Raw genomic sequence first — 22,535 nt, forward strand, 5'->3', positions numbered from 1 at the left:
TCCCATCCTCCTAAAAAGAATTGTCACTGCTTTTTGTGGCAATTCTTACTTCGAAAGCATCAACCTAAGAATTGTCACTGCTTTTTGTGGCAATTCTTACTTCGTTAGCCTCAACTTAAAGGTTTACAAGGAAGAAGAGGGCCATGCCCTCTTCTCTTGTAAACGATCGATTGTACGCTGCTTATTCGGCCAGCCACCATTTGATCATGTGGTAGAAGTATCCTGTTTGATGAGTTGGCTCTGGAGCATCTTCTGGAGCATACTTCACTTTTGGTCCGATACCTTGCGGATTACCGTATTGATAGAGGAATACATAAGGCAGATCTGTGGAAATCTCAGTTGCGATTTGACCGTAAATCTCTTTACGAGCGGCTTGATCTACAACGGAGTATCCGTCCACCCATAGCTTGTCGAGTTTTTCGTTCTTATACCATCCGCTGTTTTGACCTGCTGGCGGGAAGTATTTCGATGAGAAGATGCTTTCGCCGTCAGGATCCGGATTGCTAAGCGACCAACCAAGGAGAATGGCAGGGTATTTACCCGGCGTAATATTCTGATCAATCCAGGTTGCGAAGTCAATCGCTGTTGGCTTCACTTCAATACCAACGTCTTTCAGGTTTTGCTGAATAATTTGGGATACGGCTTCACGGCGGCTGTTACCGGCGTTGTATTGCAGCTCGAAGGAGAAGCGGTGGCCATCTTTTTCGAGAATGCCGTCTTTGCCCGGTACCCATCCATCTTCGGCAAGCAAGGCTTTCGCTTTCTCGGCGTCATATGCGTAGTTAACTGCTTTGTCGCCTGGGTCTGACCAGGAGCCTGGCAGGAATGGCGCGTTCATCAGGGCACCTGTACCTTTCAGGACATTATCGACCATGCCTTGGCGGTTCAGTGCATAAGCGATAGCTTGACGGCTCTTTTGCGTATTGAATGGAATGAATTTATCAGGGAAGTTGTTTGCATCAAAGTTGAAGCTGATATATTCGTAAGTTGAAGTTGCCCCTTTGATCACATTAATCTTGTCATTTTTCTCTACCGCTTCAAGCTGTGTAATCGGAATCGCAAGCGATGTATCAACATCTCCCTTGATCAGCGCTTGAACCTCGGTATTTTGATCCGCGTAAATTTTGTACACGACTTTTTGAATGTTAGGCTTCACTTCACCCCAGTAATTCGGATCCGCTTCGAGGCTTACGTATTGGCCTGTCTTCCATTCCGACCATTTCCAAGGACCACTTGTAACGGTCTTGGCAGGATCCTTACCATATGGATTTGCCTGCAAATCTTCAGGCTTAACATCCTTCAAGATATGGCTAGGAACTGGATTCAACATCAGGGAATATTGGAATGGCGCATACACTTGCTTCAGTGTAATTTTGACCGAGTAATCATCGATTTTCTCTACACTGCCAACCTTATCATAAAGGCTGATACCTGGTGCACCTGTTTTTGGGTTAATAACTGTATTAAGGGTAAAGACCAAATCTTCTGCAGTGATTGGCTGACCGTCACTCCATTTGGCCGTATTTTTCATTTTCACTGTGTACGTTTTGCCGTCTTCCGAAACTTCTGGAAGCTCAGCAGCGAGTGACCATGGTTGTACAACCAGGTTGCCGTCGCGGTCCAGGTCATACAGCTGGGCGAATAACAAATACTGCATATCGCCGGATGCCGTATCATTTACGAAAATAGGATTGACCGATACGATGTCGGAGAATGTACTTACTGTTAATGTACCGCCTACTTTAGGCGTATTTGGATCTTCAGATGGTTCTGCAGAAGGGGATGCTGACTCGTCTGCTGTTGTCGCTGTTGGTGATGGAGAATTGGTACTGTTACCATTGTTATTACTAGAACAGCCTGCGATTACGATAGCCAAAATACTTAATAGAAATAAAAACTTCATGGGTTTCTTTCGAGTAATCATCCTATCTCCTCCTCTAATTAGCACGTGATTTTATCAGTCCGTTTGGTGCCTGAATGATCCGTTGCTTTTCTATTTGTTCAAATCTTTTAATTTTTCTGAATATTTGTAATATAAGTATTGCTTTCCATTTACATAGCGTTCATAATCTCAAATGACAGCATTATTCTGTATTCCTATAAACTGATTCTATCTTCCACCGTTGCATATCTTTAGCTTTATATTTCCAATTATGTAACATTTTCTCACCTCCCCTAAGGAGAGTATACTACAAGTTATTAACGCGGTAAATAGTTAAAGTTTTTTCACAAAAAGAGGCTGCACATGTGAACAAATGTGCAGCCTCTTTCTCTTATTTACGGCCTCGCTTATTCTCACCCGTTACCATAACGACCTCGACATAAGGCTTGATCCGATTCATTAAACGCTCACCTTTATACTGTTCATCTCCATCTTTGCTTGTAAAACTAAAGTGTTTCTCCAGTGCATCAAGCTCATAATTGGAGGTGTATAGCGTTGGCTTACGGTTCATCCGGTAATTGAGTATAGATCCAAGCACATGATCTCGAACCCATGGATTCAAGTTCTCTGCACCAATATCATCAAATATAAGAAGATCGGTTTCCTTCATAATCTCTACCGTCTCCCGCAGTTTCCCAGGCTCATGCATCATAGACTTCAAGTCTTCTACGAATTCCGGCATATAGACAATCGCTCCGGAGTAACCTGCCTTAGCAAGCTCATGCAGGAGGTAGCACATCAAGAACGTCTTGCCTGTACCGAATTTGCCAGCAAGATACAAGCCTTCCTTCTGCAGTCCTTCTTCCTTCGTCTTATCAATATAAGCTAATATTTGATAGGCCGCTTCCGTCCGTTTGGCATCTTTAAACAAAATTTCATCCGCCGAATAACCGTTGTTAAGTGCCACTTCATCCACATAGAAGCTGCGGATCCGATTCTTGATCTGATCTTCGCTGCGCCTCGCCATAAACTTCTTGCAAGACACCTTCCGGTCTATCAATTGGACTTGATCACTTACAGTCTCGCAGGATAACAGCGTATAATGTCCTTCGAAATCATTCGGGCAATTGTCCAGACCCGGACAGTTCGAGCAGCTGCGATATTCCTTCACATATTGATAGACGCGATTCATATTCATACGAACCGCTCTCTCATCCAGCTCAGGGTGCTTGATGAACAGACGCTCAACAAGAGGGTCCGCCATTAGCTCCCCAAGCCTTTGATCTGCTTGATCGTTTAACGACTTTCCGCCAGGCCATGATTTCAACATTTCACCAAGCGATTCCATTCTCATTCACCCCGCCTTTTGTTTGTTTTATCCCTTGCCATCCAGCTTTCTTGCCAGCCTGCGCATCTGCTCCAGCTTCTCTGGCGAAATAGCTGCATCATCCTTGCCTTCGTCCTGCACAATCGGAATAGACGGCTTGCGCGAGATTCCTCCGCGTGCACCATTACGGGTATTGCCTTTTGCTCCAGTCTGCCCAGATGCTGCTCTGGCACTCCGGCGCTCCTTGTCCGCTTCAACTTCAGCTTGCTCCCTCACGTAGAGCACAGCTTTCTCGAAAGTATCCACCTGTTTAACGAGCATATTGGACACAACGGCTTCCACGAAAGTTTTTGTTACACGCTGCGCGTCGTTCATACCAATAACATAATGAATAAGAACATTAATGACAGGTGCCGGAAGCTTGTAATTGAGGTCAATCCGCTCAAAGGATCTTTCTATCCAATCAGGTACCGCTCCTGGGAAAAACCGCTGTAAGAACCGAGTATGAGGCTCATTCCGCATAAGCATATTGTATTGCTGCACATCACATCTACCAGCTAACTGGCTTGGTACAAGTAAATAATATTCTTCCTGCACGCCAAACTCAACGAGTTCTTCCTCAGACTCATTAGCTTGTTCCGTTGCTGCCTGAACACGGGCGAGGGTACGCTGACGATCGCCTTCACGTTTCTTGTCCTGACGATACAGCTGATTCGCACGAAGCTGTATCTCATCTACAATCAGCTCACCGTTTGAAGCGAAGATTCCGTCCTCATCCAATAAACGGCATATGTCCGCTACGGATAGATTGTATTTATATGCGACATAATTGACTTGGGCAAGCTGCTCGTTATTGCCGCGCATACGTTCTACGAAACTCCGGTTCGCAGAGTTACGAGGGAATCTTAGAATAATCTCACCATAAGGAATACCTGCTGTCTCAAGCTGGGCTCTTGGCGCCGCCTGACGTGTAGGCGCAACCTCAGTCAGTGCCTGCTCAAGCTCTTGGTCAATCGAATGCGTATTAAGCTGGAACAGCTCATAGAACGGAACGGAAATGTTTTCTTTCGACAGCTGACTGTTCACGAGCTCATCCGGCTCTTGCGCACCAAATGACTCACGAAGCGAAATAACCGCGTATTTGCCGATCTTGTCCCGAAGCAGCAGCGTCAAATGCTGGTTGCGAAAAAATTCACTCGGCGACATAGGCTGTGATAGTTCATACTCATACATAATATCTGCCTGATCCGGCACGCCGACCCGCGATGTCTGCAAGAGGCCAACCGCCTCAAGCCGCGAAGCCTGGTCAATCAAGTATTTTCTGCTTTTTTCATTCATCTCAAGTCCAAGTCCAAGGAACAGCTTACGTTGTGTCTCAATGGTAGAATAGCCCGAGGTGCCTTCTGCAATCCCGTGGTAAAGCTGTTGGTACAAAGCAATAGAAAAAGCGCCTATCATCGGCTGATAAATAAGCGACAACATTTTATAGTCCAAGCTGCTTAGCGAAAAATCTCGGAAAATGTAATAACGATGATTTTCTGTATATTGCAGTAGATTACCGATGCGCAATTGCATCTCTCCATCTCATAACGTACTTTCTATCATTTTAACATAAAAAGAAGAGGTGGGGACGAATACAAAAATAGAAATATGAGGGGTTCCCACCAAATAAAAAACGGCCTCGTGCCCTTTACAGGGATAACGATAACCGTTTGTGAAATTTAAAACATCTTATATCCGCCGCGACGCAGCGCGCGAATCGCCCATCCGCTGACATACGCCCCTGCCAAAGCACCAAGAACAGGAATTACGTCGACATATGTAAACTCCGTGAAATTATCGACAAACGAAACAGTATCATCCCAAGTCTGCCAAATATAAACCGGCAGCAGTACAATGATAAACGCATAAATGGGAAACCAGGTTGTTTTGAGAAGCATGTTAAGTATAAAGCCGATGCCGAACATCATAACTAGGAACAGCACCGTAGCTACAATTAATTGAAGCATGTCCTCTTCTCCTTTGGAAAGTCTCGCTCTTCAGTTTAAATAATGGAAATAAGGAAGTCAATTAGAAGCAGCTATTTGTCACAAGTCCGACATTTGCTCTAGCGGAATTGTTTACGATACAATGTTAAAAGCAATGCGACGAGAGGAGATTTTAACCATGAGTGAAGTAGCCATTACATTAGAAGGCTGGTATGCCCTGCATGATTTCCGTTCGATGGACTGGGCGGCATGGCGGCTTGCAAGCGATAAAGAACGGAGCCAAGCACTGGACGAGCTCCAATCCTTCCTGACGGAATGGAACAGTGTGGACGAAAACAAACAAGGAAGTACTGCGGTGTATTCGATCGTTGGCCAAAAAGCTGACTTCGTCTTCATGCACCTTCGCGAAACGCTTGAAGAGCTGAATGAAATCGAAACAGCATTCAACAAAACACTATTCGCTGAATTCACACAACCTGCCCATTCCTATGTGAGTGTTGTTGAGCTAAGCAACTACGTGAATTCGCCAGGCAGCGATCCATTGCAAAATCCGGAGATTGTTGCGCGCCTGAAGCCATCCCTTCCGAAAGCAAGACATATTTGCTTCTACCCAATGAACAAACGCCGTTCTGGCAATGATAACTGGTACATGCTCAGCATGGATGACCGCCGCACGATGATGCGCAGTCATGGCATGATTGGACGCAAGTATGCAGGCAAAGTAAAACAAATCATCACCGGTTCCGTTGGTTTCGACGACTGGGAATGGGGCGTTACACTGTTTGCTGATGATGCGCTTCAGTTCAAGAAGCTGGTATACGAAATGCGCTTTGATGAAGTTAGTGCGCGTTTTGGTGACTTCGGTGATTTCTTCGTTGGTAATTTGCTTGACTCGGAGAAGTTTGTTGCAATGCTGAAGCTGTAGGTTAAACGGGAGGACTGCGCATTTGAATGTTCTTCCGATCGCTGTTGTTCTCAAAGTTATCCGAATTAAATTAGATAAGGTTAAACTTTGAGAACAAAGGCGAGCACTACGTTTCTCCAGAATCATTCAACCTGCTCCATCCTCGTTTAACCTGTTTTATAGACAAGTGACGCCACAGGGTAACTCCTGTGGCGTTTTTTTTAGGTGTAGACATCATAAGACATGTACTTTGTCTTAGTATTTATCAAGTTAGCTGATTTATGTAGTCCAGGATGAGTGCCTGCAGAACGGATGAATTCCTTCGTCAGGTCAATGACTTCTGGATCAAGCAAAGCTTGAGACAAACTTACAAAGCGTGTATTGGATATTTCATTTTGATCGAATGGCTTCAGTTCTCCTGATAGAACTTCCATTTCAAACACAATGTAAATCCCGGTCTCAACTGTATCACCTACTTGTCTGACTCCGTTACGGATACCTATAATTTTTGTCGGGACAGCCGTTAAACCGGTCTCCTCCTGCACTTCTCGAATAACCGTCTCCTCCAAGGATTCGCCCGCTTCCACGAACCCGCCTGGAATCATCCATAACCCTTTGTTAGCTCCATAATTCACTTGGACCAGTAATACCTCTCCGTCTTTGCATACGAGTCCCCCAGCAGAAATAGAAAAGGAATGAGTCAAGACAACAACCCCCATGTGACCATTATTTGTTAATAGACTAATTCAGCAGCAATTATAAGTGAAATATATGAAATGAATAATCTTTATCACTTTAAACAATAACACCTATCGCCCTTCATATGCGGAGGCTCTTGCTAGCAATACAACAAGTGTGCGGCTAACGATCTCTAATACGCTTGTTCGATTCTAACGAACCTACATCACGCTATTCACTCGAAATGGAGGGGTTTGTAATTTTAACGAATCCTAGTAACGTTATTCCCTGCTTTCACGCCTCATTTTGCAAGCAACTAGCCAAATAGCGTTACCAGGATTCGTTAGATTAGAAAAGAGGTCATTTTTCGATAAATAAGGTTACTACGATTCGTTAGCTGAATTACGGAGTAAGTTCAGCTAGGGAGCGGAAGAAAGAATCGGGGGGATTATTCAATAAAAAAAGGCATTCGCCGTAGCGAAAGCCTTTTGCTTATTAGTCGTCGTCCTCGTCCAACAGGCCGAGACGTTTCTGTTCCAGATAAAGCTCTGTCGCGCGGTCGCGCTCGCGACCTTTTTCCTTCAGCCGTTCAATCGCTGGCTGGATGAGAAGGTCTACTTCTTTTTGTACCGTATACGATAAATCATGACGCATCTGCGATTCGAGGAACGAGCCGACTTCCATCAAAGCATTGTAGCGGTCGAGTTCGTCCCGTGTTAATAATCCGCGGACTTGAACGCTGCAGTGACGCATTATAGGAATTTCCCTTTGCGCAGCACAAGCGGAATACCGCCGATAATAAACAGGTAACGCAGATCGATCAGTTTTTTCAGCCAAGCAGCCGTACGGCCTTTGTACTTCTTGCCGAATGCGAGACCAATTGCCTCACCTTTACCAAGCGATGCAACCGTACCTTTGTTGCTGAACGTGAAGCTCTTCAGCGGTTGGTTACGGATAGACGCGATCAGGTTGTGTGCACAAACAACACCTTGCTGCATCGCAATTTGTGCTGTTGGAGGGTAAGGACGGCCTTCTGGATTAAACATCAAGGAATTGTCGCCAACCACATAAATGTTCTCATGTCCAGGAGCACGCAGATTCTCATCTACTTTCACACGTCCACGCATCGTTTCAAAACCAGCATCTTCAATCAAACGATTGCCGCGGATACCACCGGTCCAAATAACCGTCTGCGATTTGATCTCTTCGCCTTCACCCACAACGACGCCATCTGGCGTGCATTCTTTAATTGCTGTTCCAATACGGAACGTTACGCCCTTCTTCGTCAATATGTCCATCGCGTATTCGACGAGTTCAGGGTCAAAGCCTGGCAGAGCGGTTGGTGCTGCTTCAATATTATAAATTTTCACGAGTGCTGGATCGACATCAAACTGCTTGCACAGTTCTGGAATACGATCAGACAATTCGCCAACAAATTCGATACCAGTAAAGCCTGCACCGCCAACAATGAAAGTAAGGTAGTCGGTACGATGCGGTTCACGTTTGAAGCGTGCAAATTGATATTCAATATGCTCACGGATCAAACGAACAGAGTTGATACTACGAATATTCATCGCGTACTCGCCAAGACCAGGAATACCAAACGTTTCCGGCTCGCCGCCAAGACCGATGACCAAATAATCATACGATAATGTTCCATCCTCAAGGATAACCTTTTTATCCTGCGGGCGAATTTGTACGACTGTTGATTTCACGAAGTCGATCTTGAATTCGTCAATCAGCTTCGAAATGCTGACACGCGCATTCTCAGGATTATCCGTACCAGCAGCTGGCATATGCAAATGTGTTGTAATATAGTGGTAATCGTGCTTATTCACTAGTGTGACGTCAGCCTCGTTATAATTAAGTTCTTTTTGCAACCGCAGCGCAGTAAGCACACCGCCGTAGCCAGCTCCTAAGATGACAATTTTGGGTATGTTGCTCATCGTATGATCCCATCCATTCCTTAGCTTGTTTATGTGTCTTTGTTTGTGAAAAATTACACAATCCGTGCTGGATCTATATTTTTCAACCAGCGAATTGTGTCATTTATTGGTCCGATTATCGCTCCGACATCTCTTTAGCCAGCTTTTTCTTCTATATCGACTGGTCCAAATTCGGCGCCATACATACAATACATCAGAAATATTACATAGTTTTCACTTAAACTTCAAGAGCAAAATATACGAAAAACTTTAGAGCAGCATACAAATTAATATTTCCTTCTTTGAAATAGCAGGCATATAATAGGAAGCAGATCATCAAAACTTTGGAGGTGCTTTCCATGTCATCCTTTGAATCGCCCGAAAACCTTGTAGATATTATCATTATTGGTGGTGGACCTGCCGGACTATTCGCGGCCTTTTATGGCGGTATGCGCCAGGCTTCTGTGAAAATCATTGAAAGTATGCCTCAGCTTGGTGGACAGCTGGCTGCTCTTTATCCCGAGAAGTACATATATGACGTAGCTGGATTTCCAAAAGTTACAGCCCAAGAGCTAGTTGATCGATTAATTGAGCAGGTTGGTTTATTTCAGCCTGAAGTATTATTAGAGGAGAAAGTTGTATCTGTAAATAAAAAGAACGAACGTTTATTTGAAGTCATAACCAATAAAGCTGTACATTATGCAAAAGCTGTTATTATTACCGCTGGTGTTGGTGCTTTTGAGCCCCGCAAACTGGAACTGCCTGATGCTGTACAATACGAGAAGAGCAACCTGCACTACTTCGTTGGTGATCTTAGCAGATTCAAAGGACAAAAGGTGCTGCTCACAGGAGGCGGGGATTCTGCCGTTGACTGGGCACTGATGCTTGAGCCTATTGCTGAGAGTGTGACGCTCGTACATCGCCGGGATAAATTCCGCGCGCATGAGCATAGTGTAGAAAACCTGATGAACTCAAAAGTTAATGTGGTGACACCTAAAGAAATTACAGCACTCCATGGCGATGGCCGCATTAATAGTGTGACTATTACCGATGTTAAGTCCAAGGAACAAATCGAGATCGAAGTGGACTCCGTCATCGTAAACTACGGCTTTGTCTCCTCCCTTGGTCCAATTGCAGAATGGGGCATTGAAATTCAAGGCGGCTCCATTGTTGTAGATACACGAATGGAGACAAGTGTCAGCGGGATTTTCGCTGCTGGAGATATTACGACGTACCCTGGCAAGCTCAAGCTGATTGCCGTTGGCTTCGGTGAAGCTCCTACCGCTATAAATAACGCAAAAGTATATATCGACCCAGAAGCGAAGCTGTCACCTGGGCATAGCAGTAATATGAAGCTGTAAAAGTAAATCCATTGTGGTAAAACAAAAATAACAAGGGTATCCTAACGTTGGCGTTTCATTCAAGTGCAAGCAGTTGCACGAAGCCAAGGAGGATACCCTTATGTTTTGTCCTGTATGCAATGGCATGCAGCCGCTGGAGGCAGCCTGCGCCAATTGTGGTCAAGCGATGGAAGATTGGGGCCGAATGACGGATTGGATTGGTCCTTACGCACCTTATGTGCCACTAGAGACGGAAACGGAATGGATAAGTCAATCGGCCGAAGAAATAAACTGCATGCATGTTACGTACTGCCCGTCCTGTTCACAGACAATAGAGGCAGCTGTCACCGAATGGTGAACAATCTCATTAGTTGAAGTTTGATGCGCCAGTCTTGGTTAATTGTCTGCGTTTCATCTCGAGCAGCAGCATTCGAATAAAGTCATCTTCTAGATTGTACTGAATGGCGGCAAGGTAGGTGTCTTCCAGCAGCTCGTCTGAGAGCAGCTCCATATATGGACACTTCCTTTCTTCCTATAGTTTCCTAAATCTGTACACATCGTATCATGCTCTTTTCCCTTCAACAATGACCCTGCTTATACACATCCCCTTGTGGACAGGCTGTGCATGATATGTGAATACGCGTCGAAAAATGAGGGTTTAGCACAGTGGATGATGTGGATACTTTTATACACAGCCTTTTTTTTCCAAACTTTGATAAAAAACTTTAATCGAAAATCGTTACCCCATAAATGGAATATATTGATAATAGATGACATAGGATTGTAGATTCAAAGCCTATTGTGGCCTTGTATTTACCTCGAAAATCCAGATCTTGCCGTTCACATCAATGCCATAATCGAAACCAAGCTGAGCAATACCCGGGAACCGCTCCTCCAGCATACTGGTCGACAGGACTGTCAGGTCACGCATCTGCTGCTTCTTGACTTCGACCAGCGATGCTGACAAGGATCTGCGAATACCTGCCGCTGCCGTCACCATCGTTCCTCCTTGGCATAAATTCGTAACAAATAAGCCTGGTTTAGCAATTCTCCCAACCATCGATCGATATTCCCACCCGGCTTCTGTCTTCACATACTTCACACGATAATCAATCGGACGGCCGCCGACCTTGGCCAGACGAATCCCCTTCTGAATCAGATAAGGACGCCCTTTCCGTTTTTTGTCGAGCCCCGATTTTAGAGCATCGAAATTTGTAAAATGACTGGTTGTCGATGAGGAAGTAAAACTGAAGCCTCCGCTTGTCTTCGTCACTTTAATCACACCATGTCCGCCAGTGCCTACGAGCGGCTTAATAACGACCATTTGATGCTTGTTAAGCATGCTTCGCAAATTGCTGGCACTATACCTCTTTGTCGGAGGGATATGCGGAGCAATCGACGGATTAGCAAGCAGCGCTGCTTGCTTGGCCCATTTGTCTGGAACCGGTCTGCCAAGTTGATCCTCCATGCTATCAATCTCCTTTCGATATTAATAGCATATGAAAGATTGAAGGTTGTCTCTTGGGTGGATAACCAAGACTTGCGGCTTTGCGACAAAAAAAGAGCCCAGTTCCGCAGAACTGTGCTCCCTCAAATTAGTCTTCAGTTTGCTTATTCATAGCTGCCTTCAGTGCATCCGCAAGACTATTCGATAACGATACGTTATCGCTGTACTGATCAATCATCTTCTTCTGCTGATGTTTATTAACTCGTCCGCCTTGCTTATCACCTAGCATCTCGATGACATTACAAGGCCTGCACTGCGCGTATTTGCCTGCCTTGCCGTTATGGATCTCCATCTTCTTATGGCATTGCGGACAACGCTTATTCGAGAGCGCTGGCTCCGCCTGACGACGATAGCTGCATTCCCGGTCCGAGCAGACAAACGATTTGCCGCGTTTGCCCTTCACTTCCATAAGAAGCTTCCCACATTCCGGACAACGAGAATGGGTCAGATTATGAGGCTTATATTCCTTCGTTTCATTTTTCACGGCGTTAACCCATTTATTGGCCTGCTCACGAATACCCGCCATAAACTTAGCGGCCTCCCCTTTGCCAAGTGCGATCCGCTCAAGCTCCCGCTCCCATTCAGCCGTTAGATCTGGGCTTCGCAGCTCGTCCACAACGAGTTCGATTAACTGCTTGCCTTTACCTGTTGGAATGAGACGGTTTTGCGTTCGCTCGATCGTCTCTGTAGACAGAAGCTTCTCAATAATATCTGCGCGAGTGGCTGGCGTGCCTAGTCCATGCTTCTCCATCTTCGAGAGCAGTGATGCTTCGGTGTACCGGGCAGGAGGCATCGTTCGCAGCTCCTTCAAGCGGCTCTGCTTGACCGGAACAGCTTGCCCCTGTACAAGCGCAGGCAGCAACTGCTCTGGCGTTCTCTTGTCCTCACTGCGCTCATCCTCATCTTCATCATCCGATGCGAATCGCGAATCATTGACTGCGTAAAGCTCCTTCCAGCCGATGTCCTTCTGGATCTTCCCTTTCGCATACAACTTATCTGCACCAACGGTTAACGTTACACTTGTTTCATCGTATTTATACGGCGGGTAGAACAAGGAAATAAATCGGCGGACGATGAGATCGTAAAGCTTCCTCTCATCATTGCTTAATGCCGACAGATTCACATATTCATCCGTTGGAATAATGGCGTGATGGTCACTCACTTTACTGTCATCAACAAACCGTTTCGTAACGGCCAGCTGTCCGCGCAGCAGCTTCCGGGCAAGAGGCGCATATGGTCCAACCGCAACGCTTTCAAGCCGTCCTTTTAAGGTTGGAACGATGTCGCTCGACAAATAACGAGAATCGGTACGTGGATAAGTCACGAGCTTATGCTGCTCGTACAGCTTCTGCAAGACATTAGATGTCATTTTCGCCGAAAAACCAAGACGCTTATTCGCTTCCCGCTGCAGCTCGGTTAGATCAAATGCTTGCGGATGTGGCTCTAATTTCTCAACGGTGCGCAGCTTGTCTACTTTCGCCTTCTGTCCTTGCAGGCGCGCAACAATTGCATCCGCTTCCTCGCGGCTCCACAATCTGCCGTCATCGGAATCATTCTGACGCCATGCTGCCTGAAAGTCTCCAAACTCAGCTGAAACCGTCCAGAAAGGCTGCGATTGGAACTGGTTAATCTCCTTCTCCCGATCCATCAGAGCGCCAAGCGTTGGCGTCTGAACACGTCCTGCAGCCAGCTGGGCATTATATTTCACGGTAAGTGCCCGTGTAACATTCAGACCGATCAGCCAATCCGCTTCCGCGCGGCACACAGCCGAGGCATACAGGTTATTGTAGTGTTGCCCCGGCTTCAAGGCCTTGAAGCCGTCTTTAATGGCTTTGTCCGTCTGGGACGAGATCCAGAGCCGCTTAAATGGCTTGCGCCAATGAACAAGCTCCATAATCCATCTCGCAACAAGCTCCCCTTCCCGTCCAGCATCGGTAGCAATAATTAGCTCACCGATATCAGAACGCTTGCAGAGCTGAGCAACCGCCTTATATTGATGCGATGTCTCGCGCATCACCTTCAGGTTCATCTTATTTGGCAAGAGCGGCAAATCCTCGAGGTTCCATGTCTTGTATTTCGGATCATAATCCTCCGGCTCTGCTAAGGTTACCAGATGTCCTAATGCCCAGGTCACCACATATGATGGACCTTCCATATAGCTTTTATGTTTGCTGCTGCAGCCAAGAACACGTGCAATTTCCTTCGCTACGCTTGGCTTTTCTGCAAGCACTAATGATTTCATTTCCTTATCCCTCTCTCCATTACATCCCGTGTCAATAAACCAAAGTATACTAGAAAAACGATGGAGAGACCATTGCCCGCCGCTTACAGCGCCTTATTTTACCCGGCAATTACCGGTATGATATAGTAGTTTCACAATCCATCATCTTAATGAATGGTAACAAGGAGTGTGCCCTCGTGAAAGCTCGTTTTATTCCTATTATTACTGTTGTCCTCCTCCTGCTCTTCCTCGTCAACTGGTATATTGGCTGGAACGTTTGGGAGTATCTGTCCACCATTACGGGACTGGATAACGCCCTTCCATTTGGTATCATTGTCGGCATTATCTCCATCTCATATATTATCGGCAGGTTTGGACAGCACCTGTCATCACCTTTCCGTCAAATCGCTTATGGGTTTAAGTATATCGGCTCTTATTGGTTCGCCGTTATGCAGTACAGCTTATTGATTCTTCCAGTGGCAGATCTTATTATATGGCTGCTTACCTTAATGTCTGTAGATTACGATACAGCCTTTGTAACCGTTGGAACAGCTGCCTTTGTCTTACTCGCAGCCATCCTGATCCGCGGCACTTGGAATGCCTGGACGCCTATCATTCGCCCTTACCGCCTGACTATCCCTAAAAAAGCCGGTTCCTTCGATAAACTTCGTATCGGAGTAGCCTCTGATATTCATCTTGGAACCGTAGTTGGCAATCGGCATTTGGAACGACTGGTTCGTCATATGGAAGAAATGAAGCCGGATCTCATTCTGCTGCCTGGAGATGTCATTGACGACAGTATTCATCCGTTCATCCATCGAAATATGGCCGCTACGATGGGCAAGCTGAAAGCCCCTCTTGGCATTTATGCCGTGCTTGGCAATCATGAATACATTGGAGGCCATATTAAACAGTTTGTCGCTGAGATGAATAGCATCGGCATTCAAGTCCTCCAAGACGAAACGATTCTTATTCAAGACAGCTTCTACGTCATTGGACGGAAAGATTTATCGGCTAAACACAGCGATCCAGAAGGACGTTTGCCTATCAGTGAGCTGATTACAAACCTAGATACTGATAAGCCGCTTATCCTGATGGATCATCAGCCATCTGATCTGGAGCAAGCGTCGTTAAACGGGATCGACCTTTCATTATCCGGTCATACCCACCGCGGGCAGATGGCTCCTAATCATCTTATTACACGCCGCATTTTTGAACTGGATTGGGGCTACAAGCTAAAAGGCAGCCTGCATGCGATTGTCTCTTCGGGCTTCGGCTTATGGGGACCACCAATCCGATTGGGAAGCCGTTCCGAGATTATTCAAATCGACCTTGTGTTCGAAACCAAATAAAGATCACTAGCGTATACAAGTGCATCTGATTAACCGCTAGGAGGTACGTATGGCAGATTCCCTGTTCGACCGTTTAACCGATGCCAAGGAACGTAAATATGAACTTGAGAAAGCGCAGCGCAGGCAGCAGCAATACCGTTCCAGATTAAATGAGCTGGAGCGGCAGATCATTCGGCTTGAGCTTGATCTTGAAACGGAGCAGGCGGATGTAGATAAGCTTACTCGGATGTCCTTGACGAACTTATTTCATACGATTCTACGCAGCAAAGACGAACAGCTTGAATTAGAGCGGCAGCAGGCGCTTGCAGCTGCCCTCAAGCTTCAGGAAGCACAGCAGGAACGCGATAAGCTGAAGGAAGAGATCTTTCAAGCCGGAGTTATCATTACGGATAATATCCAAGCCGAGCAGGATTATAAGAAGCTGATGAATGAACAGGAACTTGCTTTGAAGAACCAGCCCGAAACTGCTGCTGTGCTGACCGTTATGGAGAATGAAATTGCGGAGCAGACCGTTGTTGTACGAGAATTGAACGAAGCATTTACGGCGGGCAGGCGGGTACTTGCATCACTGGAGCCCGCCATCGAAAGTCTTGATAAAGCAATTAACTGGGGCAATTGGGATTTATGGGCCAATGGCGGCATGGTTAGCACTCACATTAAGCATGGTCATATCGATGATGCCAAGCAATCCATTGCAACGGCCAACCATCAATTGAAATCCTTCAAGGATGAGCTGGCTGACTTGAAGCAAAACCTAAATATTCATATAGATATCAGCAGCCTGCTGAAGTTCGGAGATTATTGGTTCGACGGCCTCATAACCGATTGGATCGTCCAGAAACGAATTAATGAAGCGCAAGACAGAACCAGTGAAGCAACTCGTCAAGTAAGAACTGTCGTGAAGACATTGCAGGCGGAATACACATCAGCAGAATCAATCCTAAATGGTATGAAGACCAAACGTACCGCATGGCTTGAACAACAGCAAACAATATAATAACAGAGAACAGCCAGCGCATTAAGCGCTGGCTGTTCCTCTATTTAATCCTTTGGAATAACTCATGCTGGCGAGCAGGAAGTAGATCGTCTGCATCACCACGAAGATCCCGATGATGACCAGGGAATACAGCCATACACTTGAACCCATCAGTCCATCCAACGCCTTCATAGCAAATAATGCATGGATGGTTCCAATGAGACAAGGAAGGTAGAAGATAATAGCGATCTGTGTCACTGTTATTTTCCGTATCTCCTGTCTAGTCATTCCGATTCGTTTCAACGCGTTAAACTGCGCTTGATCCTCCTGCAATTCCGTGAACATCTTAAAGTAAATCAAACTGCCTGATGCAATAAAGAACAGCAAACTGATAAACAAGCCAATAAACAGAGTCAGTGAGCTTGTATCTTTCATATTTGCATAGTTGTCAGGTCGGGACCGATTGATTTGATCGATAAAATCATCAGATACTTCGAGCTTATTAAGCGCTGGACCTGCATGTTCCCAATTTTTCAACTCATAGCCGTACCATACGAGCTGATTATCCTCCGGTACACCAGCGGTAATCCGATCATAATCAGCATCCCCCAAAATGACCGTCATATAATTCAAATTGGTCTGGTTCATAATACTTTCCGAAGGTTCAGCAGCTGCAGCATAATCAATGGGTTGCCCCTGAACACTGCCCGTAATCCTTTCAATTGGCGGCGAAAAAGAACCTGGCATAGCTGCTGTCCCCGGCTTTAAATGAAGCTGCTTTTTCCCTTTATCCTTCGCCAAACGGTTATAGTCAGACTCAGAAATAATCATTGTCGCAGGACTATACTCCATATCATTACCGTTGCTGCGTGTCAGTTTAATATTAGTTGCCGCGATACCGGTGACAATCTTCTCATCCGTAACCGGGAAGCCCTCGGCACGCAGTTGCTCTTTCATCGCATCCAAATTAATAACGTCATGACTATGAATTCCTTTCTCCATTACAGCTACTGTGTAGGGATAGAAATCATAAATCTGCTGTTTGGAGCTGATCTGCAACAAATAAAATGTACCTGATGCTGTTAAGATAACAGCACTCATAATCGAGACCATAAACAAGATCCGCGCATTATCCTTTAGCTTATACCCTAGCTGGGCAAGCACAATCATATTCGTTCGATTGTAGAAGAAGGAATGTCGTTTCTGTAAGAAACGGATAAGCAGCACGCTGAACTGCGTAAACAGAAAGTAACTCCCAATTGTAACTGTAACGAGAATAAGCAATGCCATATAGAAGAAGTTAAACGAATCTAACATAAGCGCCATCGTATAGCCCGAGCCAAGCGACACAAGTGCCAGTGCCACAAGCCATGGGGAAAAGATAAGCTGGCCCTTAGGCTTACGGCCTGCCTTAAATAGATCGATCAACTCTGATCTGCCAATTCGCAGCGACGTAAGTATGGCAATTGCCAAAAATAAGATAAAGAAACCAAAGCCCGTAATCCCAATTGCCTTCAGCGGTACAGCAAACGGAATAGGATCTGTTACTTTCAGGAAGACCGACAACGCCATAAAGAACAACTTACTAAACAACATGCCAAGCCCGATGCCTGCACCAATCGACAAAAGAGCAATAGCGATGCTTTCATAGATAACCAGCTTGCGAAGCTGAGCCTTTGTCATACCGAATAACGACAACAGGCCAAACTCTTGCTTACGCGTTTTCAGAAAGGCCGAATTGGAATACAACACAAACAGGAAAGAGAAGATACCAATAATGTAAAGGCAGAACATCATCCCTCTTCTTATTTTCGAAGCCTGCAAAATATGTCCGCTAACGACATCAGGGTGATAAATAAATGCCGAATACATATAGAAGATGAGTACAGAGAAGACACAGCTTAGGAAAAAGGCGCTGTAGGAACGCCAATTCCCCTTCATGTTGCTAAGCGCGAGCGAACGGAACGTCATCAAAATTACCTCCCAATACACTCAAAGCATCAAGAATCTGTTGGAAAAAGGCCTGACGGTTTGTACCTCTGCGAATTTCGGAGAACAGCTTGCCGTCTTTAATGAAGACGATTCTCTCGCAATAGCTTGCAGAGAACGGATCATGCGTTACCATAAGAACCGTTGCGCCTAGTCTCTCATTCATATCCTTCAGTGCATCCATAACATCCTTTGCTGCTTTCGAATCCAGGTTACCTGTCAGTTCGTCTGCCAATACTAGTGCAGGCTGATGAATGATTGCCCGGGCAATAGCAGCACGCTGCTTCTGTCCGCCCGATACTTCATAAGTCCGCTTATCCAGTATGCTGTCAATGTTCAACATGATCGCAAGCGGCTTCAGCTTTTCCTCGATTTTTCGAGGTGACACACCTTCCAGTACTAATGGTAAAATAATATTTTCTTTAATGGTCATCGTATCAAGAAGGTTAAAATCTTGAAACACGAATCCAAGCTCTCTACGCCGGAAAAGAGCCAGCTTCTTGTCGCTCAGCTTGGCAGGCTGTACCCCGTTAATCTCAAGCTCACCTGATGTCGGCCGATCAATGGTTGCCAGCAAATTCAGAAGTGTGGTCTTGCCGCTGCCGGAAGGTCCCATTACCCCAACAAATTCTCCCGCTTTTATATTCAGATCAATATCCTCAAGCGCCCGGTAGGACAGATTCCCCTTTGAATGATAGATCTTTCCAATCCCTTTTGTTTGCAATACGCTCATCGTAATAATCCTCCTCAAATGAATGGCCACACAAAAGATAGGGCATCTACCGTTTGTGGTGATTCATGCTTCGAAAGCATGGGCTCAAAACTCGTAAATGTTCGATTTATTTGATTATGGACTCAGTATAGCGCCCAAACCGGCTATGTACCCATCGATTTACCTTTCATTGGAGGCGTCAAACCTTACGATTTTGTCATGTTTCGTCATTTAATGAATCCGGTGGATACCTTCGGGACGGAAAATAACCATCGCCGTTGTACCCGCTCCGACCTCTGATTCAACAAACAGTTCATGGCCAAGGAGGCCGCATACCTGCTTCGTCAAATATAAGCCCATACCTGTTGATTCTTCGACGGATCGGCCATTCTCCCCCGTAAAGAAAGGATCAAAGATGCGTGGCAAATCATGTTCCGCTATTCCAATTCCTTCATCTATGACAGACAGCTTAGTGGCTTTGTCATCCAATATCGGCTCGATCCGGATGATCAGCTTTTTCGAGCCTTGTTTTCGCTTTGAATATTTAATTGCATTGCCAATCAGTTGATTCAAAATAAACGTCAGCCATTTCTCATCCGTCTCGACCATAGCTTCCCCCTCAATCCGAGGAAAGATGGTATGTCTAATACATAGCTGCTTATGTGCATTAATGACGCTTCGCGCCGCTTCATGCAGCGGGATCAAACGGAGATGCAAATCAAATTCGATCTTATCGAGCCTTGCCGTATGCAGCATCATATCAAGTCCTCTTGTCATTCTCCCTGTTTCCTCACGAATGCTTTGGAACCGCTCTACATCTTCGTCTTCCTTATTACGCTCCTGCAGCGTTTCCTGTACCAGCAAGTCAATAACCGATACCGGTGTCTTCATATGATGCACCCATTGCAGGACAAAATGATTATGCTGCTCCTGCTGCCTTCGGTAATGACTGAGTTCCGTCAAATAAGCACCATATTGCGCTTCAAGCAGCCGCTGAACTGCGAGCTGTTCCCTCGTCACGCCTGCTTTTACAACCATGGAGGCTTTGAGCTCTGTTGATCGGTCAATCGCATCATGCAGTTGTTTATAATAGGTACGCTGCCTCAGAAAGTCGATCGTTAAGCCTACAATTAGCAAGAAGATGGTAAGTTCAGCAAAATAATAGACCAAACCGGAATCCGCCTTGTCTTCATACCGCAATTTATCGAGAAGGAACATCGCACAACCAAGACCAGTACCTAATAAATAAGTAACAATTAATACTTTTCGATCCCAAAGGTAAGATCGGATCATACCCTTGCCTCCCGAAGTGCTTCCCCATTCAGCCGATAGCCTTGTCCACGGACAGTCTCTATCGCTTTCATAATTCCGATCTCCTCCAGCTTCTTGCGAAGTCTTGTTACGTTAACGGTTAACGTATTGTCATCCACAAACTGAACATCATCCCATAACGCTTCAAGCAGATGCTCCCTCGTCACAATCTCATCCGGTCTTTTCATAAATGCTTCAGCCAGCAGACGTTCGTTCTTCGTGAGTTCCGTACGAAGTCCACCCCATTCGAGCTCATTACGGCTTAAATTCAAGCGAAGGCTGTACAAGTCCAGCTCCCCGCCACTCGCTGAAGAAGCAGTCGCTGCCGCATATTCTCCATAGGCACGACGAAGTGCTCCTTTCACCTTTGCAAGAAGCAGATCCAAATGAATGGGCTTCGGCAGATAATCATCTCCACCATTTTCGATAGCCATTACCTGATCCATCTCCCCTTCTCGGGCTGAGATGAATAGAATCGGAACATTAGATCTTGTCCGAATTTGTCTGCACCAGTAAAAGCCGTCGAAATACGGCAAATTGATATCGAGCAAAACAAGATGGGGCTCATAGGCAGTAAACTCCCCCAGTAAATCTTTAAAGTTAACGGCTCTAGCTGCCTCAAACCCGTACTTTTCCATCGTAGATTTGAGAATCATGCCGATTTTGTCGTCATCCTCGATAATAAATATCCGATACATCTATTAATCCTCCTCTAATACATAAGGCACTTTCCATACTGGATACATCTATAAAATACAATCATGTCATTTTAGAATAGCAATTTCATCTTTTTCAATCAACTTAACAAAATCATTACAATTTCTAAATAATGGGATAATAAACCGCTGTTACACTAACTTAGGAAATCGAAATAGTTCCGACGCGGCTTGCGGGGGAAAAATCAAGGGCCTATCATACATACCGGCGAAGGGCCGTCGGACCTATGAACTTATTCGAAAATAAGAAAGGTGACGAACAACAAATGAAAAAAGCAGTAGTCATTTCCGTGCTCGCAACAGCACTTGGAGCAGCAGCTGTTACTCCTGTAATGGCACAATCGGCAACACAATCGGTACAAGCTGTACAAATCGGTTCGACAACAATCTCCATCAACGGCACAGCCGTAGCGATCCGCACGATTGATGCTTCTGGTGTAACGCTCGCCTCCGTACGCGACCTGGCAAAGGCTCTTGAGGCTTCGCTGAATGTAGCTGGCAGCACAATTACCGTTCAACTCAACCACAATGTTGTTTCACTCAATGACGCGGTTACTGTTAACGGAACAGCTTTTGTTGAACCAGTAAGCTTCTTGAGCACACTGGGCGTTGGCTACTCGCAGGGCAATATCACAACGATCAAACTCCTTCAGGATGTGGATCAAGTGACTTGGGTGAATGCTTCCAAGCTGATCGTATCGAAATCTGGCGATACAGGCCGCGAGGATTACCTGGTTGATGCTGCGACTGGTAAAAATGAATTACTGCTTACTTCGTCTGACACGTCCGAACTGATTGTTTCCCCCGACGGTTCGAAAGCCGCTTATTCCGAAGAGGATGGCACCGTTAATATCATTGATCTGAGCACAAAGCAATCGACTAAAGTAAGCACTGATACATCCATTAAGAACGAAATGCAATTCTCAGCTGACGGAAGCTCGATCTTCTTCTTCCAAGGCGACAAAAACACCGTTATCTGCAAGTTAAGCCTGGCTGACGGCAGCGTAACAAAAATTTTGGAAGACAAAGTCGACTACAAAGCTAACCTGTCTGTATCTGCTGACGGAACAAAAGTCGCTTACTTCCAAATCAAACAGCCAGTTGTAAAAAATGACGCTACAGATGTAAGCAAGGACGATGTAACCATCGATCCAACAGGTACAGAAACGCAAGCTTACTTCTATGACTCCGCAAAAGCGGACAATAAACCGGTTCAACTGACAACTGACAAGAACGACAAAGCATTCCTGGAGCTGTCCGCTGATGGTTCGAAAGCTTACTTCGTAAGCATCAACGACGATACTGTAGGAAGCGTCGCTTCGGTAAATACAGCTTCTGTTGAAGCAGCTAGCGTCTACAGTGCTGAAGATGTATATCAACTGAATCAAGCTGGCGGCAAGCTGGTCCTGCTGACAGCAAAAGGCGATGCAAACAGCATCAGCGCTCTTGATCCTGCAACAGGTACTGCAAGCAAGCTGTACAGCGTGTCGGATGGCGTATCCGAGCTTATCGTTTCTGGTAACGGTGATATCGCAGCAATCAGCAACGGTCAAGTGGCTGTTCCTGTAAACGGCAAATTCACAACAATTACTCGCTAATACACAAATCATAAACGGATGCTTACGAAGCATGAATCATCAAAAAAGGCCAGAATTAGGCCATTTGTGTGACAATTCATTAGTACATGCTTACGAAGCATGAATCATC

Annotated in this window: 20 protein-coding genes; 6 read left to right on the forward strand and 14 right to left on the reverse strand. The window is 45.6% G+C overall.

The annotated features are described in order from the left end of the window. Positions 1–181 precede the first annotated feature (181 nt). The 4 genes from AC0YNT_RS02055 to AC0YNT_RS02070 all read right to left on the reverse strand — a co-directional run bounded on the left by AC0YNT_RS02055 (position 182) and on the right by AC0YNT_RS02070 (position 5,218). Positions 182–1,924 carry a peptide-binding protein gene (locus AC0YNT_RS02055; protein WP_475803105.1) on the reverse strand — a complete coding sequence of 581 codons (1,743 nt, stop codon included), beginning with the start codon at positions 1,922–1,924 and terminating at the stop codon, positions 182–184. A gap of 349 nt (positions 1,925–2,273) precedes the next feature. Continuing rightward, positions 2,274–3,230 carry a primosomal protein DnaI gene (dnaI, locus tag AC0YNT_RS02060; protein WP_475803408.1) on the reverse strand — a complete coding sequence of 319 codons (957 nt, stop codon included), beginning with the start codon at positions 3,228–3,230 and terminating at the stop codon, positions 2,274–2,276. Positions 3,231–3,257: 27 nt separating this feature from the next. After that, positions 3,258–4,778, reverse strand: a complete 1,521-nt coding sequence (locus tag AC0YNT_RS02065) for a replication initiation and membrane attachment family protein (RefSeq protein ID WP_475803409.1) — start codon at positions 4,776–4,778, stop codon at positions 3,258–3,260. A 152-nt stretch (positions 4,779–4,930) separates the two neighbouring features. After that, positions 4,931–5,218 (reverse strand): YuiB family protein, encoded by a 288-nt coding sequence (locus AC0YNT_RS02070; RefSeq protein WP_167280474.1) that lies wholly within the window; start codon positions 5,216–5,218, stop codon positions 4,931–4,933. A gap of 157 nt (positions 5,219–5,375) precedes the next feature. Between AC0YNT_RS02070 and hemQ the strand changes: the two genes are divergently transcribed. Continuing rightward, complete coding sequence (hemQ, locus tag AC0YNT_RS02075) at positions 5,376–6,122, forward strand: hydrogen peroxide-dependent heme synthase (RefSeq protein ID WP_475803106.1); 747 nt, start codon at positions 5,376–5,378, stop codon at positions 6,120–6,122. Positions 6,123–6,322: 200 nt separating this feature from the next. Here the strand turns inward: hemQ and AC0YNT_RS02080 are convergent, their stop codons facing one another. From AC0YNT_RS02080 to AC0YNT_RS02090, 3 genes are all read right to left on the reverse strand, one after another. Then, complete coding sequence (locus tag AC0YNT_RS02080; RefSeq protein WP_475803107.1) at positions 6,323–6,805, reverse strand: NUDIX domain-containing protein; 483 nt, start codon at positions 6,803–6,805, stop codon at positions 6,323–6,325. 469 nt (positions 6,806–7,274) lie between these two features. After that, positions 7,275–7,532 carry a hypothetical protein gene (locus AC0YNT_RS02085; RefSeq protein ID WP_475803108.1) on the reverse strand — a complete coding sequence of 86 codons (258 nt, stop codon included), beginning with the start codon at positions 7,530–7,532 and terminating at the stop codon, positions 7,275–7,277. Continuing rightward, on the reverse strand, positions 7,532–8,725 hold the full coding sequence (locus AC0YNT_RS02090) for an NAD(P)/FAD-dependent oxidoreductase (RefSeq protein ID WP_167280477.1): 1,194 nt from the start codon (positions 8,723–8,725) through the stop codon (positions 7,532–7,534). Before AC0YNT_RS02090 ends, AC0YNT_RS02085 begins: the two co-directional genes overlap by 1 nt. A gap of 338 nt (positions 8,726–9,063) precedes the next feature. Between AC0YNT_RS02090 and AC0YNT_RS02095 the strand changes: the two genes are divergently transcribed. Together AC0YNT_RS02095 and AC0YNT_RS02100 are read left to right on the forward strand one after the other, a co-directional pair. Then, positions 9,064–10,065 (forward strand): NAD(P)/FAD-dependent oxidoreductase, encoded by a 1,002-nt coding sequence (locus AC0YNT_RS02095; RefSeq protein WP_475803109.1) that lies wholly within the window; start codon positions 9,064–9,066, stop codon positions 10,063–10,065. 100 nt (positions 10,066–10,165) lie between these two features. After that, the gene (locus AC0YNT_RS02100; protein WP_475803110.1) at positions 10,166–10,402 is read left to right on the forward strand and encodes a hypothetical protein; all 237 of its coding nucleotides are present in this window, start codon (positions 10,166–10,168) and stop codon (positions 10,400–10,402) included. Between the two features lie 9 nt (positions 10,403–10,411). On the opposite strand, the gene sda is transcribed toward AC0YNT_RS02100, so the two are convergent. From sda to AC0YNT_RS02115, 3 genes are all read right to left on the reverse strand, one after another. Beyond that, entirely contained in the window at positions 10,412–10,555 is a 144-nt protein-coding gene (gene sda, locus AC0YNT_RS02105) for a sporulation histidine kinase inhibitor Sda (RefSeq protein ID WP_167280480.1), read from the reverse strand. A gap of 285 nt (positions 10,556–10,840) precedes the next feature. After that, positions 10,841–11,512 carry a YheC/YheD family protein gene (locus AC0YNT_RS02110; RefSeq protein ID WP_475803111.1) on the reverse strand — a complete coding sequence of 224 codons (672 nt, stop codon included), beginning with the start codon at positions 11,510–11,512 and terminating at the stop codon, positions 10,841–10,843. A 127-nt stretch (positions 11,513–11,639) separates the two neighbouring features. Next, positions 11,640–13,793 carry a DNA topoisomerase III gene (locus tag AC0YNT_RS02115; protein ID WP_475803112.1) on the reverse strand — a complete coding sequence of 718 codons (2,154 nt, stop codon included), beginning with the start codon at positions 13,791–13,793 and terminating at the stop codon, positions 11,640–11,642. Between the two features lie 176 nt (positions 13,794–13,969). Between AC0YNT_RS02115 and AC0YNT_RS02120 the strand changes: the two genes are divergently transcribed. Together AC0YNT_RS02120 and AC0YNT_RS02125 are read left to right on the forward strand one after the other, a co-directional pair. Then, positions 13,970–15,124, forward strand: a complete 1,155-nt coding sequence (locus AC0YNT_RS02120; RefSeq protein ID WP_475803113.1) for a metallophosphoesterase — start codon at positions 13,970–13,972, stop codon at positions 15,122–15,124. 49 nt (positions 15,125–15,173) lie between these two features. Continuing rightward, positions 15,174–16,121 carry a hypothetical protein gene (locus AC0YNT_RS02125; RefSeq protein ID WP_475803114.1) on the forward strand — a complete coding sequence of 316 codons (948 nt, stop codon included), beginning with the start codon at positions 15,174–15,176 and terminating at the stop codon, positions 16,119–16,121. 21 nt (positions 16,122–16,142) lie between these two features. Here the strand turns inward: AC0YNT_RS02125 and AC0YNT_RS02130 are convergent, their stop codons facing one another. From AC0YNT_RS02130 to AC0YNT_RS02145, 4 genes are all read right to left on the reverse strand, one after another. Further along, positions 16,143–18,071, reverse strand: a complete 1,929-nt coding sequence (locus AC0YNT_RS02130) for an ABC transporter permease (protein ID WP_475803115.1) — start codon at positions 18,069–18,071, stop codon at positions 16,143–16,145. Next, on the reverse strand, positions 18,046–18,822 hold the full coding sequence (locus AC0YNT_RS02135; RefSeq protein ID WP_167280486.1) for an ABC transporter ATP-binding protein: 777 nt from the start codon (positions 18,820–18,822) through the stop codon (positions 18,046–18,048). Before AC0YNT_RS02135 ends, AC0YNT_RS02130 begins: the two co-directional genes overlap by 26 nt. 210 nt (positions 18,823–19,032) lie before the next feature. Then, positions 19,033–20,094: a sensor histidine kinase gene (locus AC0YNT_RS02140; protein WP_475803116.1), complete on the reverse strand. Its 1,062-nt coding sequence runs from the start codon at positions 20,092–20,094 to the stop codon at positions 19,033–19,035. Next, entirely contained in the window at positions 20,091–20,810 is a 720-nt protein-coding gene (locus AC0YNT_RS02145; RefSeq protein ID WP_475803117.1) for a winged helix-turn-helix domain-containing protein, read from the reverse strand. Before AC0YNT_RS02145 ends, AC0YNT_RS02140 begins: the two co-directional genes overlap by 4 nt. Positions 20,811–21,094: 284 nt before the next feature. On the opposite strand from AC0YNT_RS02145, the gene AC0YNT_RS02150 reads away from it, so the two are divergent. Beyond that, positions 21,095–22,426 (forward strand): TolB family protein, encoded by a 1,332-nt coding sequence (locus AC0YNT_RS02150; RefSeq protein ID WP_475803118.1) that lies wholly within the window; start codon positions 21,095–21,097, stop codon positions 22,424–22,426. The last annotated feature ends 109 nt before the right edge of the window (positions 22,427–22,535 follow it).

The organism is Paenibacillus sp. J22R56, assembly GCF_056269375.1.